Raw genomic sequence first — 16,578 nt, forward strand, 5'->3', positions numbered from 1 at the left:
TGTCAGTTAGGCAGTGTTAGCCTGTGAACAGAGTGCTGCCGACAGTTCTGGATGAAGCAGGAAGAAAGCATCAAAGTGTACAACTATTTATAGTGTTGAGTAGCTTTGAGTAGGTCTTTTGTAACGGTATTCCATAGACTGTCAACCTGATAGACGTGTGGCAAAAAGCTCCTGCCTGTTGAAAACCAACCACAGCTCGGTTTCTACCACTGAAGGATTACATCGAGTGCATCCTAATTCCGATCATAGCTGGGCTGAAAAGCTTAAAGGGGAGCTGGGGAGCTGGGGGGCAGAGAAAAAGCTTATCCTCTACACCCCACACCCCATTTCCCACACCACTGATCCTAAAAAAAGAAGCCCTCCCAGATAACTCGGAGGGCTTTAACGTTCTTCACTGCAAGGAATCTTATACTATTAGCTAGAATAACGAGGGGTTGTGACGGTGATTCATCAAAGCGATGACAATAGTGCGATCGCACTCCTAAACTAGCAACTTGGGTTACTTAACATTACCAAATGGATAGTCACTCAACAGAGGAAACTTGGCAGTGCTGGATGGTTAATACCCTAACCGGGGAAGAAAAACTCATCGCCCACGGGTATGAGTCAGAGCCGGAATGCCAGCTAGAAAGCAGTTACATCTTTGCCCAATGGCAGATTAATCCGTATCCCATCAGCGAGGGATGGACTGTAATCTACCGCCAAGATAGTACATGGCTGATGGCTCGATACTGGCGCGATTACTATCAGGAGATGGCTCAATACTGGCACCAGCGATATGAAAAATTGTGCCAGGAGTACAACCCAGCTTACCAGCCCAGTGAGCAACCTAGGCGACAGCCCCCCAGACTCAAAACAGTAAAGCGTAGAAGGCGGGTATTGAGTCGGTACAACCGCAGCCTGAAAAGAGTTCAGAATGTAGGATGGCTTTGTGCAGGTACATTGCTTTTTGCGAGTACGATTGAAGTCCCTATTCGATTAAAACCTCTCAGAGTTTCGCAGTACGCTAAACAACAGGCAACTGATATTCCCCTAGGTGTTCGGGAGTTATTTGACAGCAAACAAGCACCGGGCGCGATCGCTATTGGGGTAGCTGAGGGTAATCTGACTCCCACGGGAAAACCAACCTCTATCTATTCAGGACACACCGATCCGGGCAACTTTGCCACTAACCGAGGGTTTTGCAGTTGGAACCAAGCGCAGGATATATCGATAGAAGAGGCAGATCGGCGTTGTCTCCAGGCGTTACAGTGGCATTCGGTTGCCACCGAAAATCGGATGCTTGACTTGGGACTCAACCCAGAGAATCACAAAAAAGCGATCGTTATGGGTACTGATTTGTGGAATCAATCAAACTCAGCAGGCCCCAACTTTCCCTTCACCTATAAAGCGGCTAAAGACCAAGGGCTGCAGGGACGGGATGCTTATATTTGGGCTAGGGTGGAAGCATTCCGCAACGAACAACAAGAACTCGACGCCAGTGGGTTGTTTGGTATTTGCAAGCGAGAGCCTTATTATCGACAACAACTGACAGGACTGCCAGAGGATTCAGAATCTTGGCGCTGGAATTGCATCAAACTTGACCAAATGCGACGAGTTCGAGAAATAGAACAAGTGTTGACCTTTAAGAGTACTTCCTCTTAAAGGACTCCTTTTGAACTAGGAATCATCCCAGAGCGGCGCGGATCGAGTTCCACCGCCATCCGAACTGCCCGCGCAAATGCCTTAAAGGTTGCTTCAATAATATGATGAGAATTAATCCCATCCAATTGGCGGATATGCAGCGTCATCTGACTGTGGTTGACTAATGCCACAAAGAATTCCCGTACTAGTTGCGTGTCGTAAGTACCAACCCGCTGGGTAGGAATCTCTAAACCGTAGCTTAAGTGAGGACGCCCGGAAAAGTCGAGGGCAACTTGAATCAACGCCTCATCAAGAGGGGCAAGAAAATGACCAAAGCGGACAATTCCTTTGCGATCACCCAGAGCTTTTCCTAATGCTTGTCCTAGAGTGATGCCTACATCTTCATTCGTATGGTGGTCATCAATTTCTAGATCTCCTGTTGCCCGTACCTCCAAATCCATTAGCCCATGGGAAGATAGCTGGTGCAACATATGGTCTAAAAAGGGGATACCCGTAGCGGTTGTGCAATTACCCGTGCCGTCTAAATTCAGGGTTACTTGTACATCGGTTTCCCCTGTAGTACGCCTAACGGTTGCCATCCGTGCCGAAAACGGCTGCGGGTGAGCTGGGGTATTGATAACCGGGCGATCCGCAGAAATCCCTTTAGGGTTCTCGCTGGTTTGCATAGCCGCTACTGACAAAAAACACAATTTATCATTATCTCACAGCGTTAGTGAAAAATAAGGATTTAGGCAGAGGAAATTTCCAACTGAAGCGTGCTACAGTGTCCCTGTTGGCAGTAATGCCGATTTAATGAGAAGGAGAACACGACCATGCCAGAAACTCAGGGTTTACTACAAGCTTTTGGCGAAGTCCGCGACAATCCCATCTTACTGGAGCATAACGTTACTGCACCCGTTTGCGAGGGATTCAATATTGCGTTGGCAAGTTTTCAAGCCCTCTACTTACAATACCAAAAACATCACTTTGTTGTAGAAGGAGCTGAATTCTATTCCCTGCACGAATTTTTTCAGGGAAGTTACGGAGAAGTACAAGGACACGTCCACGATATCGGAGAGCGCTTAAATGGACTAGGAGGCGTCCCGGTTGCTAGCTTCAGCACCTTGGCACAATTATGTTGCTTCGAGCCGGAAGCCGATGGTGTTTTTTCGGCACGCCAAATGATTGAACATGACTTAGTTGCTGAACAAGCTCTCATTCAGCTAATTCGCCGTCAAGCAGTACAAGCAGAAAGCTTAGGCGATCGCGCAACTCGCTACTTATACGAACAAATTCTCTTAAAGACGGAAGAACGGGCTTATCACCTGAACCACTTCCTCGCACCTGACAGCTTAACGCTGGGATTTGTGCAGAGAGCTAGCAACTAAATTAGCTTCGATGAAGGGGAAGTAGGGAGTAGGGAGTAGGGAGTTAAGGGAAATAAAGGGATTTGCGAGATGTTACTCTTCTCCCCATCTCCCCACTCCCTTTCACCAAGTTACGGCTTAGAAGGCAACTTGGTATTAACTACTGTGATCGACTCTCAAATTCATCGATTTCTGTATTCGGTGGTAGTGTCGTCGAGGTTGAAACCTTCTCAAACACGGTAGGATTGTTAAAGGTTGTGGGTCGCGGTTGTCCTGGACTTGTTCCTGCAACTTGTACGCGAATTTGACCTTCAGAGGTGACATCGAAAATCGTCATTACAGTAGCACCCTGCATCAGGTCTATGTTCAAACTCATCGGCTTAGTGTTGTTATCAACCTGGTAGCGCATTTCTAACGCTCTCTGCGGTTCATTTGGAGGGGGTGTGGCAGTCATGTAGAGTTTACCATCTGGGGTAAAAATCCAGGTGATATCCTGACCCGGCGTTAGTTCCCCTTGCCATTCACCAACCAAATCTTCAGCAGCAATATTTTTGGTTGATGCGGTTTGAATCTCGGCGAGGGCGGGTGAGAGAAACAAATGGGAACGAACTGTGACTCCTAGAGTACCCAGTAACCCCAGACACAGACCCGATGCCAATAAGCGATGGCGTGAAGCCAGAAAGGGACGGGCGGTGAAAAAAGAATAACCCATAAAATAGAAGTTCGGAAACTAGCGAGATCCTAGCATTACGTTACGGAAGCTGTAACTGAGCTTGAGCATTAAAAAATTGCTGCGTTAGTCCCTGCGTCACCAACAAGGTCGTTGTTAGGTTCGTAAATGCCAGCATAAACATAATCAATATTTGATAAGATGCTGCATTCAAAGGGTCAATCCCACTCAACAGTTGACCTGTGATAATTCCCGGTAAAGTCACAACCCCTACCACCATCATTTGGTTCAGCGTAGGAATCAGTCCAGCACGGATGGCATCGTTGCGATATCCTGCTACTGCCTGTTGCGGCGTGGCACCCAAACTCAGGTAGGTTTCGATTTCTAGGCGGCTACTAGTAATTGTACTCACCAAACGTTCTCCAGCGATCGCTGCCCCATTCATCGCATTACCCAAGACAATCCCCCCCAAGGGAATCAGGTACTGTGGCTCATACCAGGTTTCGGGCTGAATAATCAGAACAGTCGTATAAAGCAACGTCAGGGAGCTACAAAATAAAATTGAACTGAACACCACAGGCAAAAGCCGGGGAATTTTTTTGCCAATCCGATTGCGAGCAGTAATGGCAGCAATCGTTAGCATAACCAGCAAAACCCCCAAAACCGCCAGGGGATTTTTCAAGGCAAACACCACCCCCAGCAAAAACCCAACCACTATTAACTGCGCGACTGTTCGCCCGGTTGCGATCGCTAGAGGAATTTCTAATCCCAACCCCTGCCAACTGGATAAACCAATAGCGATCGCCATCATCCCCAATCCCCAAACTAAATCGATGGGGTCAAGTTGAATCAATGCATCCATGTGAAACAATTTGAGAATTCTACCATTCTGAAGTAAATAAGCATTACCAGCAATCCCGATTCCCTTTTGACGCAAAATTTGATTTATTTAAGTAAAAATTCTAGGTGTAAGCGAGTGAATCAGATTCCCCCTATTGACCTGAAACGGCAGTACAAGACGATTGACCAGCAAGTGAGTGCTGCTGTACAGGATGTTTTGACCTCCGGGCGTTACATTGGCGGTCCCCTGGTTGAAAGCTTTGAGCAACAATTTGCAGCTTATATCGGTGTCTCTGATTGTGTAGCGTGTAACTCCGGCACTGACTCCCTTTATCTGGCACTGCGAGCCTTGGGAATCGGCTGTGGGGATGAAGTCATTACAACGCCCTTCACCTTCATTGCTACGGCTGAGGTAATTACGGCTGTTGGTGCCACACCCGTTTTTGTGGATATTCACCCTCAAAGCTTCAATTTAGATGTCAATCAGATTGCTGCTGCTATCACAAACAAAACCAAAGCAATCCTGCCAGTTCATTTGTTCGGTCAGCCAGTGGATATGACTGCCCTCATGGACATTGCCCAGTCTAGGGGTTTAGCGGTAATTGAAGACTGCGCTCAGGCAACAGGCGCTGAATGGAACCACCGAAAAATCGGTAGCATCGGACATATCGGCTGTTTCAGTTTCTTTCCCACTAAAAATTTAGGCGCTTGTGGCGATGGTGGGGCGGTAACGACCAACGACAACCGCCTTGCCGCTACCATTCGGATATTGAAAGAACATGGCATGACTACTCGCTACCATCACGAAGCTACGGGTATCAACAGCCGTTTGGACACCCTACAAGCTGCCATCCTTCAAATTAAGCTGCGTTACCTGGATCAATGGAACGATGCTCGTCGTCAGGTTGCTGCTGCTTATCAGAAGTTGTTAAAGCCAATACCAGGCATCGAACTCCCCCAAGAACTCCCTGGAGGGCGTGCTGTCTGGAATCAATACACCATTCGCTTGATCAAAGAAGGTAGCAGTAGCCACTACCGGGATGAAGTCCGTCACAAGCTCCAGCAGTTGGGAATCAGTTCTATGATTTATTACCCTCTGCCTTTACACTTGCAGCCAGTTTACAAGAACTTAAGCTACCCACTGGGTGAGCTACCAAATGTAGAGCAAGTCTGTCACCAAGTCTTGTCTTTGCCAATGTTCCCAGAACTGTCCTTTGAGGAGCAGCAACAAGTCGTCTACGGATTGAAGGATTGCATGAGTTAGTAGAGGTAATCCCATCGGGTAAGTGATTGTCACCTATCAAATGCGGTAATTAGAAATGGGTTGGTAGGGGCGGGTTTAACCTGTGATATTGGCTTTCCCACCTAGATATCGGTAAACCCGCCCTTACGAAAAGTGACTTAAACCCTAACCCGTCGAGGGCTAACCGTTGCCAACGCTTCCACTAAACTACGGACAGCGGCAACCATCGCTACTTCGTTGTCTAACTGATTGACGGCAGACCCGACGCCAACACCCGCAGCACCCGCCGCAATTGCCATCGGTACTGTCACGCTGGACAAACCAGAGGCACACAGCACAGGCACTGACACGGCACGGGAAATCTCGGAGGCGGCTGCTAGGGTTGGAGCCGCTTTTTCAATCAAACCCAAAGTCCCGGCAGAGCGGGGAGTGCTGCTAGTACCGCCTTCAGTTTGGATGATGTCGGCACCCGCTTGGACCAATTCTTCTGCCAACTGCACTTGTCGGTCGAGAGTTAGGATGTGAGGAACGGTGACAGATAAGGTAATATCCGGCAGGAGCGATCGCGTTTCTTGGGTCAGTGCCAAAACTTCTTCTGCTTCAAACCGTCGTCCTTGAGCGTAAAAGCTATCAAAGTTTCCGATTTCAATCAAATCGGCACCTGCTTGGACGGCACTGACAAACGCTTGGGGTTCCACAGCAGACACACAAATTGGCAAGTTTGTCAAGCCTCGGACAAGACGAACCAAATCAGGTTCGGCAGCGATATCTACAAAGGTTGCACCGCCTCGATCAGCCGCCTTAACGGTCGCGGCTACCTTGCTGGCGTCCAGGTTATTCAAGCCGCTAATTACTTTAAGAACTCGGCTTTGATCAAATGCTTGTTTTAGTCTAGGATGCATAGTTATTATTGCAGTTCACCTTTAAATTATTATCGATACTGTTGCTTCTTTTTTCACCATCGGGGATTGCTGATACATTCTTTTGTTAACATAAAATTTACATTGTGCCACTTAGTGAGGCGAATGTAAATTTGGTCAAAGGCACGATCTTTGCCTAAACTAAAATCATGCTGGAGAGCGTGTGTAATTTCTTCGTCCTCAAACCGTCATGAATTTTGCACTAGGAAACCTGTCTTCCTTCCACTCGGAAGTTTTGCAGCAAACTCAGTTAGGTCAGCTATGTAGTCAAAATGAATTGTTTCAGGATCGCTACGAAATAATGCGAATGCTGGGTCGAGGCGGTTTTGGGGTGACATTTTTGGCAAAAGACGTGAGTTTGCCAGGTCAGCCCTTGTGCGTGATCAAGCAGCTATGCCCTAAAGTTAGCGATCCGAATGCCTTAGCGAACGCCCGTAACCGTTTTGAGCGGGAGGCAAAAATTCTGGGCAAACTGGGCAGCCACTCTCAGATTCCCATGCTGTTGAATTATTTCTCGATCAACGAGGAATTTTACCTAGTGCAAGAATATGTACGCGGTGCTACCTTGGCAAGGCTAGTCAGGCGCTGCGGTTGCTTGTCGGAAACAGGGGTCAGGCAGTTTCTGTGCGAAATACTACCCCTGTTAGAATACATCCATCGGCATCAGGTTATTCATCGGGACATTAAGCCTCAAAACATTATTCGCTGTCAAGACGATGGCAGGCTGGTTCTCATCGACTTTGGGGCGGTGAAAGAGCAACTGGCTCAAGCAAGCGATAGCAGCATGAAAATGCCTTCTACCCATTTCATCGGTACGGTAGGATTCGCCCCACCAGAGCAGTTTTCTCTGCGACCGGTGTTTGGCAGCGATATCTATGCCTTGGGTATCACTTGCTTTTTCTTACTGACAGGGAAAGCACCTCTAGATTTTGATAGCGATCGCCAAACGGGTGATATTTACTGGGAAAATCTCGTTCATTTGAGCAAACCATTTGCTCAAGTTTTGCGGAAGATGACGGAAGTTTCCCTATCGAAGCGCTATCAATCAGCCAGTCCGATTCTACAAGACCTCGGTTACACCTCACCTCGAGATAATTTAGGACAGTATCTGGTTGCTCGGCAGCAACAATCTCACAGTATTACGGTCAATGAGAGTGAGAGCAGTCGGAGTGGCTATCGTTCTCCCACCGCCAAAGCCGCGATCGCAATTCGAGGATGGAGACAGCGGATTGAACAAAAACAGCAGCGCCGTTACACCCCACCTAGTCAACGTCTTATCAGTTCATCGAACAATTCGGTTTAAAAATGGGGAATAGGGAATAGGGAATAGGGAATGGGGAATGGGGAATGGGGAATGGGGAATGAGGATAATTATTCTTTTATCTACGAGCGCACCGTTCGTTTTCAAGATACTGATGCCGCTGGCGTCGTCTATTTTGCCAACGTCTTGTCAATGTGCCACGAAGCCTACGAAGCGTCTCTAGCGGCATCGGGCATTGACCTGAAGTTATTTTTCAACAATCGGGCAGTTGCTATTCCTATCGTTCATACCAGCGTAGACTTTTTTTACCCACTATTTTGCGGCGATCGGGTGCTGATTCTCTTAACGCCCCAGCATCTTAGTGAAAGTAAGTTTGAGATTGTTTATAAACTGACTGCTGCTTCCCAGTCACATCAACAGCTAGCTAAGGCAGTAACTCGACACGTTTGCATTGAGCCAATGACTAGAACCAAAACTCAGTTACCTGAGTCTGTCATGAAATGGCTGGGATGTTGGCGTGGCGATCGCTAGTGCATAGAGGACATTGAGACAATCTTTATTGATTAGTTTTTCAAGCAAAACTAAAGACTATCTAAAATTCGATTTTGTCTCGGGATTGTGTAGTCTACACTACTAGTTAAGATTTTAATAAAAATAAATATTTTATTCTAGCAGAAAACTTCGAAATGAGCCTGCCACCCACCAATAAAAACGCAATGGACATCCTGGCTTACGGAGGAGTGCTACATCGCATTACCACTCGCATCCGTCAGTCACTAGAGTTACAGGAAATTTTATCAGCAACGGTTGCAGAAATTCGTTCGCTGTTGAAAACTGATCGGGTCAAAATTTACCGCTTTCACCCAGATGGCAACGGACAAGTTATTGCAGAATCCCTTGCCAAAAACCGCCTACCGTCTCTACTCGGATTCAACTTTCCCGCTGAAGACATTCCCCTTGAGACGCGACAGATGTATATTAAAGCCCATCAACGCTCGATTGTTGACGTGGCGGCACAGCAAATCACCCTCAGTCGTATCGAGCATCCCTTCACAACCGGGGATCTGACTTTGGAAGATATTCACCAACAGCCCATTAGCGATATTCTCCAGCGTCCGGTAGACCCCTGCCACGTAAACTATCTAACGGGTATGGGGGTAATGTCATCTTTAGTGGTGCCGATTATTTACCAGCAGCAGCTTTGGGGTTTGCTAGTATCCCATCACGCCGAATCAGGAGGCTTTCAGGAAGAAGACTTGCAGCTTATCCAACTCGTAGCCGATCAATTATCGATCGCGATCGCTCAATCTGAACTGCTCAGTCAAACCCGCTCGCAAGTGCGGCAAGAAACTCTCATCAATCAGATTACCCCCCTGCTGCACTCGCCGCGCCCTATGCCGGAAATCTTGCAACTTGTTTTAGAACGAATCGTCAGAGCAGTTCAAGGTTCAGGTGGCAGACTTTACCTAGTGGCAACTCCCCAACGGTTGTCGAGTCTTCATACCTGTGGGATTCAGCCCATATCGTCAGAGTCAGGGAAACCGGACTGGTTGGAAGAGTATTCCTTATGGCGGGAACTGATGCAAACTCCAGCTTCACCGTCCCAATCAGAGGATATCTTCAGCTTACGAGCGATCGCAGACCTTTATCAAGACCCGCAACTAGCGCCTCTGACGGACGCTTTCCAAACCACTCCCATTCGGGGAATGCTAGTCATGCCCCTTGAGTACAGGCAGGAATCCTTAGGGTATCTAACCATTTTCCGGAACGCTATTGATACTGAAACCCTCTGGGCTGGTTATTGGAATCGGGATCAGCGCCTGGAACGCCCCCGCGCCTCCTTCGAGGTTTGGCGAGAGCAAAAAAAGAATCAAGCCCCGGAATGGACGAGCGAAGAACTCGATTTGATTCAGTCGCTGGGAATTCACCTCGCTATGGCGATCGTACAAAATCAACTCTACCAATTAGAACTCTACAATCACGAACTTTCCATCGCCCGTGTTGTCGCAGAGGAAGCCAGCCGCCTGAAATCTCACTTTTTAGCATCAACTAGCCACGAACTGCGAACTCCCCTTGCTTCAACTCTCAACTGCCTGCAAATTCTTGGAAAAGGCTTCTATAAAAGCGAGAACGATTTAAAAAAATACCTACAACTCGCCGAGCAATCTACAAAAAATCTCGTTAGCATCATCAATGATGTTTTAGACATTGCTAAAATTGAGTCAGGTCGCATGACAGTCGAGTTAGAACCAGTTAGTCTCAAGCCCCTCCTCGAAGAACAACAAACTCTTTTTAGCGTTGAAATCGAGCAAAAAGGAATTTCCTTGATTAGTGAGTGTGAAGTTGATCGGGTTTGTGCCGATAAAGGAAAACTCAGACAGGTTCTAACGAACTTACTCTCTAATGCCTTGAAATTTACTGAAAGTGGTGAAGTGCGCATTCGGGCAAACAAACCTGCGGAGCGATCCGCCGTTGAAATTGTGGTGACAGACACGGGTATCGGTATTGAAATGATGAAGTCAGAACAGTTGCTAGAACCATTTGTGCAGGCAGACGGTTCGATCAAGCGGCGTTACGGTGGCACCGGACTCGGTTTGGCAATCTGTAAGCGATTGGTAGAACTGATGGGGGGGCAAATTCGGTTATACAGCGCTGGAAAAAATCAGGGTACAACCGTAACCGTTACGTTGCCTTACCCCATCAACCAAGCTGAAGGCGAAGTTTGTTGCTATATTTCTGAGAGTTAATACGACTGGAAGTAATGCCATTTTTTGACTATTTAAATTATAATTTAAATCCCTTTACGAAGGGAGGTGTAACTTGAAAATTCTTCTTGTGGAAGACGATTATTTACTTGCAGAGACTACGGCTACACTGATTCAATGTCTCGGCGAACATCAAGTTTATATTACCGATGAACCAACAGAAATTTTCCAGCACTGTCAATCGGGAAATATAGATGTGGTGATGATGGACGTTAACTTGCCAGGAGCGCAATGGGACGGTCAATTGGTTAGTGGTGCCGACTTGTCGAGACTGCTGAAAACTCAACCCCAAACGGCTAATATTCCCATTGTTTTAGTAACAGCCTACGCCCTGGTTAATGAAAAGCAATCTCTGCTAGAAACATCAAAAGCTGATGATTTTTATTCTAAACCGATTTTAGACTTTGAGTCTCTTTTAAAAGGGTTAGATCAACTGGTCAAAAAATAGCCCCCTAGGGGAGATGGGGAGCTAGGGAGATGGGGAACGTCGGGAGAGGAGTGCTTTCGTAGATGACTCACCCGCTTGCCGCAGTTGTCGCGTTAGTTGTAAATTTAGGAGTGCCACGGCTAGGGATTGACCAATTAGTGCCACTAATACGGAAGTTCCAGCCGCGTATTCGACACTAGCCCAAGGAAACGCTGAAAATAACCAAACAGCAGGCTCTCTCGAAGGTGAAATTGACAAAAAGCCGAAAGCAATGGGTGGCAAAATAATCAAACCACTGATAGTAACAGCCGCCCAAATTGCCCGTTTTGGCGTTTTCATCAACAGCATGAGCTGAGTAATTGTCGCGTAGAGAGCAATGAGACTGAAACTTAGCAGCAGTCCTACCAGTGCCAGAATTGTGTATTCCCTAGGAGACGACAGCATGATCCACAATAGCAAGAAGATGGAAGCGATCGCTAAATTCAAAACCACTGCCACAGGTGCTGGGCTGGTTCTGCCCCAAATCAAATCGGGTATTACCTTTCTTAGACGAGACGAGCGGTTTTGGTGGCGGTAACGCGCCCAATCTTGTATGGCTTGGCGATGGGGACTTAACGCGGCAATCAAACCTAAAAACAGCAGTAGGTTGAACACCAGCATCGCTGCAAAATTTTCAAACAAACCTTTTGGATCACTTCTCCAGTCTGTCACTGTCGGATTGACGGCAAAGCCCAGTAGCACCCCTTCAAAACAAGCTGTTAGCCTGTAACTTTGTGATTTGCTCAGTAGAGTCGCGTTGGGATTGTGGAAGCAACGGTTTAGTCCTTGCCAAATCCAGTATGTCCATAAACCATAGTTGACGATTGTAAACCCAGCAATCGTTCCTATTCTGGCACCAATCGGTAGATAAAACCAGAGCAACTCAACGAAGCTAGCACCATGGGAATAAGAGGAATTGGCAGGATCTAAAGAATGGGAGTCAATCAGGTACGGCAATAAACTTCCCGGATTAAACAGCATCAACCAATCGCTGGGAGAATTAAAATTGCCACTGTATTTGAGTTGATCTGTTGTCGCAAACAGGAAAATTAACACCGCACCACTACCCAACCAAGCTTGGAAACCAGCCAACCAGTTACCGACTAAGCCAAACAGCAGGGCTGCACTGTAGAAAAACAGGCAGCTTGCACCGAGAACGCCGTAAAAGCCCAAAATTTGACTCAGGGGGATATTACCCGAAAGATCCGACAACAAGTGTAAGGGCAGGGCGAGGGCGGCAACAAGATAGAGCAAAATGGGTACTCCTAAGAGTTTGCCACCCAAGATGCTGGGAGTTGATCCGGGAGTCAGACGCAGAAAATTTAATGTGCCGCGATGTTCTTCTTTAGAGAAGTCTGCGATGAGCATATAAGTGCCGACTACCAACAGGGCAAAAATGCCAATGAGACTCAGCCAAACGAACACGTCTTGCCACCAAAGTTGCCAGTTAATTTCAAACCCCCCCAACTTATCAGCAATGCAACCGGGACGGGAATACTCTTGGCTGAAACCTGTGCAGTAACGGTTGTGAAGAGGATGCGGATTTTCAGTCACTGGCAGGCGACTGGCAAACGCCATCAGCAAGAATAGCTGCCCTAGGAAGGAAATTGCGACTGAAACCAGAATATTGCGAGGTTTAAGACGCCCTTTCAGTTCCCGAAATAACTGGGGATTCCACTCACCTAATTGGTTGATTAAATTCAGTGTCATATTATTCACTCTCCCTATAGAGAAGCTTTTAGCGCTTGAAGGTACGGTTAGCCTATCCTTTCTCTGGCAGTTTGTCAGACAATTTCAAAAATTGAAACAGCCGTTAATTTTCTCAGGGTCAATTACCCGCTATGATAAGAGACTGCCTGCTAGGTTCAGCAATTCAGGCATCCACCTCTGAAATTGTCCACGGAATTCCAATCAAGATGACACAACAGCACTACCGCATTACTCTTTTGCCAGGGGATGGCATCGGACCGGAAATTATGGCAGTTGCGGTAGATGTTTTAAAGGTGATTGGGGAGCAGCAAGCACTCAGTTTTGAATTCACCGAAGCTTTAATGGGGGGTGCGGCTATTGATGCAACCGGCGAACCTCTACCCCCTGATACCTTAGAGGTGTGTCGCAAGAGCGATGCCGTATTGCTCGCAGCAATCGGCGGTTATAAGTGGGATAACCTGCCGCGCCACCAACGTCCGGAGACGGGATTGCTGGGATTGCGAGCAGGATTGGGTTTATTTGCCAATTTGCGCCCGGCGACGATAGTTCCTCAACTGATTGATGCCTCAAGTCTGAAACGGGAAATCGTTGAGGGGGTGGATATTATGGTGGTGCGAGAGCTGACAGGGGGTGTTTATTTCGGTCAACCGAAGGGCATCTTTACTTCGGAAACGGGTGAGAAGCGGGGTGTCAATACCATGGCTTATACAGAAGCCGAAATTGACCGAATTGGTAGGGTAGGGTTTGAAACGGCTCGCAAGCGTCGGGGAAAACTCTGCTCAGTAGATAAGGCAAACGTGCTGGAAGTGTCGCAGTTGTGGCGCGATCGCATAACCGCGCTAGCATCTGAGTATCCGGATGTAGAGCTGTCTCATCTGTATGTAGATAATGCTGCCATGCAGTTAGTGAGAGCGCCCAAGCAGTTTGACACCATTGTGACGGGCAATCTTTTTGGAGACATTCTTTCAGATGCTGCGGCTATGCTAACCGGGAGCATCGGGATGTTACCGTCTGCCAGTTTGGGAGAAAGTAACCCAGGCGTTTTTGAACCCGTTCACGGTTCGGCTCCCGATATTGCCGGTCAAAATAAAGCAAATCCCTTGGCTCAGGTATTAAGTGCCGCAATGATGCTACGCTATGGCTTGAATCAACCCACTGCGGCTGAGTGTATTGAGCAAGCTGTTTTTAAAGTTTTGGATAAAGGCGATCGCACAGGAGATATCATGTCAGCAGGAATGAATCAAGTCGGTTGCCGCGAGATGGGAGATGCTCTTATTGAGGCATTGAGGCTTCCGTAAGAGTTAGAGGGGTACACGAGCGTTCTCAGCTTTCGTAACCTCTGCCGTAATGATGTTGGTTAATTAAAGTCGAGCTTAAACAATAGGGTTAGGCGGGTGGTATATACATCACAGCAATGGCAAGAAGAGTATTTAGATCGGACAGAGCTGCCGATGCTGTTAGATCCCAGTCTCCTGAGAGCGGCTCGACAGATATATCGCACGTACTACGAAGTCCATCCCAATCTCACCGAGCGTCCTTCTGGGGTAGCGATCGACCGATTTACCTATCGAGGGAAGTTAATTTTTCGGAGCAAACCTATTCTTTTGCCCCAGGAATGTTTTGTCCCCTTCAGTCAACTAGAAGCAGAAATTTATTAATCATTAGTCATTAGTCAGTGGCAAATGAGAATCGATAACTTATCCGTTACATCCGTTACTCACATCCGTTGCCACTCTCTGACAAAGGACAAAGGACAAATAACATGGAAGCCTTATTTGTCAGCCTAACTTCATTGATAGTATTTGCTCTGGGGGCATCCATTGGTAGCTTCCTGAACGTGGTAATTTATCGATTACCCGCTAATTTGTCGATTCTTTTTCCCCCATCTCGCTGCCCCCATTGCTTGCACAAACTCGGCAAACGGGAGAATATTCCTATCTTCGGCTGGTTGTGGCTAAGAGGGCGCTGTCGCCACTGTCACAGCCAGATTTCGGTGCGCTATCCCTTGGTGGAGGCGGTAACGGGTATTTTATTTTTGCTGGTGTTCTGGCAGTATGGTTTTGGCATAGAAACGCTAGGGTACTGGACGTTTTTGAGCTGGTTATTGGCTCTATCGTTAATTGATCTAGATACCATGACTCTGCCGAATTCGCTCACTCAGTCGGGATTGATAGCGGGTTTGGTGTTTCAGAGCGTTGCAGGTTTTTTACTGGTATCTCAACTGTCTGGGGTAGCGAGTCAATTAATGGCGGGTGTTGTGGGTGCTGTAGTGGGTATTTGGTTATTTGACAGTATTGCTGTAGTCGGTTCAGCAGTCTTTCGGCAGGCAGCGATGGGTGCAGGAGATGCCAAGCTCGCAGCGATGATGGGTGCTTGGTTGGGATGGAAGTATCTGTTGTTAGCTGGGTTTTTGGGTTGTGCGGTGGGAGCATTTGCCGGGGGAGGTGCAATAGCTCTCGGTTGGCTGAATCGACGACAGCCAATGCCCTTTGGTCCCTTTTTGGCGATAGGAGCGGGATTGACAGTATTTTGGGGTGATGCCATTCTGTCGGCTTACCTGCGGCTATTTTTTCCCGATGTGGCTTGGCTTTTTAATCTTTTGGTGTCGTGACTTCCGGCTTCTTTGTGGGCGGGTTTATCAAATGGATTGGCAAGAAAGCAGATATCTCGGTGAAACCCGCCCCTACACTGTTGACCCTTGAACCTTAAAATCTTATAGAGATGGTTAATTGCTAAGAGAAATTTTTTTTATGACCACTACTGTAAATACAACTCCCAGATTAGCGTCCCGAATGGTTAATGGCTTGCTCTCGATTAAACCTCTGGCAAATCTAGCCAAGCACCAAGCCCGTACTATGATGATTAAACGGGCAGAAAAGATTGGAGTACCTTGGACGAAACGGGTAGAGGAGTTGCGTTCCCTAGATTGGGATGCTCGACTTGCTGAAGTACAAGACTTGCAGTTGACGTATCCAGACTATTATTTGCGATCGTTCCACGCTTACGAAAATGGGAATCTGAACTGGGAGGCTGCTTGGGAGGTAGAATCTGCTGCTTATGCCGTTCATGCCAAGATTTGGTCGGATGGGGATGTGCAGGGAGATCCCCGACTACGCCAGAGTTATCATAACCTTGTTAAAGAACACGTTTCTATTGATCCGCAAGATATTTTAGACTTGGGTTGCAGTGTGGGGATGAGTACGTTTGCCCTGCAAGAGGTTTATCCCCAGGCAAAAATTACAGGTGTAGATTTATCGCCTTACTTTCTTGCTGTAGCGCACTATAATTCCCAAAAACGCAACATCGATATTAACTGGAAACACGCGGCGGCTGAGGCGACAGGTTTACCCGATGCTTCCTTCGATCTAGTATCTGCCTTCTTAATGTTCCACGAACTCCCCCAAAAGGCAGCGAAGGAAATCTTCCGCGAGGCACGGCGCTTGTTACGCCCTGGTGGTTATCTGACACTCATGGATATGAATCCTCGCTCTGAGATTTATAAAAAGATGCCGCCCTATATCTTGACATTACTGAAGAGTACCGAGCCTTACTTAGATGAATATTTTGCCCTGGATATCGAGCAAGCCATAGTAGAAGCGGGTTTCGAGTCACCGACGATTACACCAAATACTCCCCGACACCGCACGATTGTGGCACGAGTTAATTAGTTTTGAGAGTCGGGGAAAGGGGAAAACTGCTAGAGTAACGTTACT

Annotated in this window: 16 protein-coding genes; 11 read left to right on the forward strand and 5 right to left on the reverse strand. The window is 47.4% G+C overall.

From position 1 onward, the window contains the following. The first annotated feature begins 516 nt into the window (after positions 1-516). Entirely contained in the window at positions 517-1,644 is a 1,128-nt protein-coding gene (locus tag IQ257_RS11930) for a hypothetical protein (protein ID WP_193881584.1), read from the forward strand. Here the strand turns inward: IQ257_RS11930 and hisB are convergent. Then, a complete protein-coding gene (gene hisB, locus IQ257_RS11935) occupies positions 1,641-2,309 on the reverse strand; it encodes an imidazoleglycerol-phosphate dehydratase HisB (protein WP_193881587.1) in 669 nt (222 codons plus the stop codon). The two genes, IQ257_RS11930 and hisB, sit on opposite strands and share 4 nt — an antisense overlap. A gap of 147 nt (positions 2,310-2,456) precedes the next feature. On the opposite strand from hisB, the gene IQ257_RS11940 reads away from it, so the two are divergent. Beyond that, a complete protein-coding gene (locus IQ257_RS11940; protein ID WP_193881590.1) occupies positions 2,457-3,011 on the forward strand; it encodes a Dps family protein in 555 nt (184 codons plus the stop codon). Between the two features lie 139 nt (positions 3,012-3,150). Here IQ257_RS11940 and IQ257_RS11945 read toward each other — a convergent pair whose 3' ends face one another. Beyond that, on the reverse strand, positions 3,151-3,702 hold the full coding sequence (locus tag IQ257_RS11945; RefSeq protein ID WP_193881593.1) for a hypothetical protein: 552 nt from the start codon (positions 3,700-3,702) through the stop codon (positions 3,151-3,153). A gap of 40 nt (positions 3,703-3,742) precedes the next feature. After that, positions 3,743-4,522 (reverse strand): ABC transporter permease, encoded by a 780-nt coding sequence (locus tag IQ257_RS11950; protein WP_193881602.1) that lies wholly within the window; start codon positions 4,520-4,522, stop codon positions 3,743-3,745. Positions 4,523-4,636: 114 nt separating this feature from the next. Here IQ257_RS11950 and IQ257_RS11955 point away from each other — a divergent pair, with 114 nt between their 5' ends. Beyond that, positions 4,637-5,764 (forward strand): DegT/DnrJ/EryC1/StrS family aminotransferase, encoded by a 1,128-nt coding sequence (locus tag IQ257_RS11955; RefSeq protein WP_193881596.1) that lies wholly within the window; start codon positions 4,637-4,639, stop codon positions 5,762-5,764. A 137-nt stretch (positions 5,765-5,901) separates the two neighbouring features. On the opposite strand, the gene IQ257_RS11960 is transcribed toward IQ257_RS11955, so the two are convergent. Next, positions 5,902-6,645, reverse strand: a complete 744-nt coding sequence (locus IQ257_RS11960) for a DUF561 domain-containing protein (protein WP_193881598.1) — start codon at positions 6,643-6,645, stop codon at positions 5,902-5,904. Positions 6,646-6,853: 208 nt separating this feature from the next. On the opposite strand from IQ257_RS11960, the gene IQ257_RS11965 reads away from it, so the two are divergent. The 4 genes from IQ257_RS11965 (at position 6,854) to IQ257_RS11980 (ending at position 11,137) form a co-directional block, all read left to right on the forward strand. Beyond that, positions 6,854-7,966 carry a serine/threonine-protein kinase gene (locus IQ257_RS11965; protein WP_193881600.1) on the forward strand — a complete coding sequence of 371 codons (1,113 nt, stop codon included), beginning with the start codon at positions 6,854-6,856 and terminating at the stop codon, positions 7,964-7,966. Between the two features lie 51 nt (positions 7,967-8,017). Next, complete coding sequence (locus tag IQ257_RS11970) at positions 8,018-8,455, forward strand: acyl-CoA thioesterase (protein ID WP_193933048.1); 438 nt, start codon at positions 8,018-8,020, stop codon at positions 8,453-8,455. Positions 8,456-8,610: 155 nt separating this feature from the next. Next, positions 8,611-10,671 (forward strand): GAF domain-containing protein, encoded by a 2,061-nt coding sequence (locus IQ257_RS11975; RefSeq protein WP_193873900.1) that lies wholly within the window; start codon positions 8,611-8,613, stop codon positions 10,669-10,671. A 73-nt stretch (positions 10,672-10,744) separates the two neighbouring features. Further along, positions 10,745-11,137, forward strand: a complete 393-nt coding sequence (locus IQ257_RS11980) for a response regulator (RefSeq protein ID WP_193873901.1) — start codon at positions 10,745-10,747, stop codon at positions 11,135-11,137. Positions 11,138-11,158: 21 nt separating this feature from the next. Here IQ257_RS11980 and IQ257_RS11985 read toward each other — a convergent pair whose 3' ends face one another. Next, positions 11,159-12,865, reverse strand: a complete 1,707-nt coding sequence (locus IQ257_RS11985; protein ID WP_193873902.1) for an ABC transporter permease — start codon at positions 12,863-12,865, stop codon at positions 11,159-11,161. 206 nt (positions 12,866-13,071) lie between these two features. Between IQ257_RS11985 and leuB the strand changes: the two genes are divergently transcribed. From leuB to IQ257_RS12005, 4 genes are all read left to right on the forward strand, one after another. Continuing rightward, entirely contained in the window at positions 13,072-14,163 is a 1,092-nt protein-coding gene (gene leuB / locus IQ257_RS11990; protein ID WP_193873930.1) for a 3-isopropylmalate dehydrogenase, read from the forward strand. A gap of 96 nt (positions 14,164-14,259) precedes the next feature. Next, complete coding sequence (locus tag IQ257_RS11995) at positions 14,260-14,523, forward strand: hypothetical protein (protein ID WP_193873903.1); 264 nt, start codon at positions 14,260-14,262, stop codon at positions 14,521-14,523. A 104-nt stretch (positions 14,524-14,627) separates the two neighbouring features. Further along, positions 14,628-15,476 (forward strand): prepilin peptidase, encoded by an 849-nt coding sequence (locus tag IQ257_RS12000; protein ID WP_193873904.1) that lies wholly within the window; start codon positions 14,628-14,630, stop codon positions 15,474-15,476. 139 nt (positions 15,477-15,615) lie between these two features. Then, positions 15,616-16,533, forward strand: a complete 918-nt coding sequence (locus tag IQ257_RS12005; RefSeq protein ID WP_193873905.1) for a class I SAM-dependent methyltransferase — start codon at positions 15,616-15,618, stop codon at positions 16,531-16,533. Positions 16,534-16,578: the final 45 nt, after the last annotated feature.

The organism is Coleofasciculus sp. LEGE 07092, assembly GCF_015207375.1.
Classification (GTDB): domain Bacteria; phylum Cyanobacteriota; class Cyanobacteriia; order Cyanobacteriales; family Coleofasciculaceae; genus LEGE-07092.